General features: G+C 72.2%; 1 protein-coding gene and 1 pseudogene. One reads left to right on the forward strand and one right to left on the reverse strand.

The window, feature by feature from the left end:
• Positions 1-163: 163 nt before the first annotated feature.
• Positions 164-331 (forward strand): annotated as a pseudogene (locus tag ACFOWE_RS18395) (transposase); the annotation flags it as partial.
• 418 nt (positions 332-749) lie between these two features.
• On the opposite strand, the gene ACFOWE_RS18400 reads toward ACFOWE_RS18395, so the two are convergent.
• The gene (locus ACFOWE_RS18400; RefSeq protein WP_377289372.1) at positions 750-1,964 is read right to left on the reverse strand and encodes a cytochrome P450; all 1,215 of its coding nucleotides are present in this window, start codon (positions 1,962-1,964) and stop codon (positions 750-752) included.
• Positions 1,965-2,139 lie beyond the last annotated feature (175 nt).

A 2,139-nucleotide genomic window follows, 5' to 3' on the forward strand; every position in this document is an offset into this window, starting at 1 on the left:
CGCGGTCCGATCGGCGTCATCCGCGGCTACGCCGAGATGCTGCGCGACGCCCCCGGCCTGCCCGGCGAGCACCACGCCTTCGTCGAGGTCATCGGGTCCTCACCCCGAAGTATGGACACCTTGAGTGCCGGATCATGGAGATCTGGAGACCAAGGAGTTCCGCATGGCCATGAAGGCCTACTCAGCCGAGTTCAAAGCCGACGCCGTCGCGCTGTACCTGTCGGACCCGGCCCGGACCTACGCGTCGGTGGCCGAGGACCTGGGCGTCAACCGCGAGACGCTGCGCCTGTGGGTACAGCAGGCACGCGCGACCGGCACCACCCCGACTGCCCGCCACCTCATGCCATGCGCCGTCGTCGGTCGATTGAACCCGCATCCGCAGCCGGCCGCCGGTCAGCCGGGTGGTGACCTTCAGCGGGCCGTGCAGGAGGCCGGCGTCGGCCGTCAGCACCCCGTACTGCCCGGCCACGATCGTGCTGGTCTGGTCGGCGAGACCGGCGGAGCCGGCGGCGGGATCGGTCACGGCCGTATCTCTGCGGGAAGGGCGAGGACCCGCAGGAGTCCACTGGATGCCGTCCGAAGACGGCGCCTGCGAGTCCGGCCGAAAAGCGACGGCGATGTCCGTCGTGCCTGTCTCACCTTCCTGCGTCTACCCGCAGACGAGATCCGCACACCAGCCGGTGAACCGCCCGGTGCGGGTCGGCCCGTACGGCAGGGCGCCTTGCCATGCGGCTGGAAGCACTGGGCCGTCATCGGGAGTTCTGGACCGGTTGGGGGCGGAAGGCGACGCTGAGGGAGGCGGGGCACTGGTGGAAGGGGCCGGGCCGGTTGGGCACGTCGGTCTCGGTCAGCCGCAGGTCCCAGAGCCGGTCCAGGAGCGTCTCGATCGCGGTCTGGGCGATGACGGCGGCGTGGCCGTCGGCCGGGCAGCGGTGCGGGCCGGCGGACCAGGCCAGGTGGGAGCGGTTGTCGTAGCCGAGGCCCGGCGGCAGGTCCGGGTCGGTTCCGGTGGCGGCGTGGCTGATCAGGATCGGCACGCCGGGCGGGATCGGGGCGCCGTGCAGCATGGTGGCGCGGCGGGCGTAGTGCACGCTGAAGTTGGCCATCGGCGAGCGGGTCCACAGCACCTGCTCCATGGCGCGCCGTACGGTGACCGCGCCGCCGGTCAGGTCGCCGGCGTAGGCCTCGTCCTCCAGCAGCAGCCGCAGGCCGGAGGCGATCCAGGCGGCGGTGGGGATGACGCCGGCGCCGACGAAGCAGAACAGCTGGTGGAGGATCTCCTCGGTGGTGAGCCGGTTGGGGTGGGCGACCATCCAGGAGGTGAAGTCCGGTCCCGGGGCGTCCTGCTTCATCGCGATGAGCTCGGCCAGGCATCGGGCGAAGTCGGCCGCGCCCTGCATCGCCTGCGGACCGCCGCTCATGAGGAGCTGGCAGCCGGTGACCATGCGGCCGACCATGGAGGCGGGGCAGCCGAGGATGTCGGTGAAGACCAGCAGCGGGATCGTGTCGGCGAAGTCGGTCATCAACTCGGCGCGCCCGGCCGGGGCGAAGCGGGCGATGAGGGCGAGCGAGTGGCGCTGGGTGCTCTCCCGGAGTTCGTGCAGGTCGATGCGGGCCGCGCAGTCCTCGATCGCTCTGCGCAGCCGCTCGTGCTCGTGGCCGTCGGCGTACAGCAGGTTCGGCCGGTAGCCCATGATCGCCAGGACCGGGCTGTCGGGCGGGACCTGCCCGCTGTTGAGGGCGGCCCAGCCGCGGCTGTCCTTGCTGTAGGTGGCGGTGTCGTTGAGCAGGGTGACGGCGGCGCGGTGGCCGGTGACGACCAGCGCGTACACGCCGGGTGCGATCTCGGCCCAGGCGACGGGGCCGCCGGCGCGCAGCGCGTCGTAGGCGTCCTGCGGCCGGGCGGCGAAGTCCTCGCCGAACAGCCGGGGGACGGCGATGGAGGGGGTCGTAGAGGGGGTCATCGCGGAAGCTCCGGGTGTCAACGGGTGAGGATGGCGGTGACGAGGGCGATCAGTGCCTGCTTGGCCGAGGCGCGCATCCGGGCGTCCAGCCAGACCAGCGGCCGGTCGTCGGCCATGGACAGCGAGTCGCGCAGGGCGGCGTCGTCGTAGCGGGGGGCGCCGTCGAAGTGGTTGA

It is taken from the genome of Planomonospora corallina (assembly GCF_042650625.1).
GTDB lineage: Bacteria > Actinomycetota > Actinomycetes > Streptosporangiales > Streptosporangiaceae > Planomonospora_B > Planomonospora_B corallina.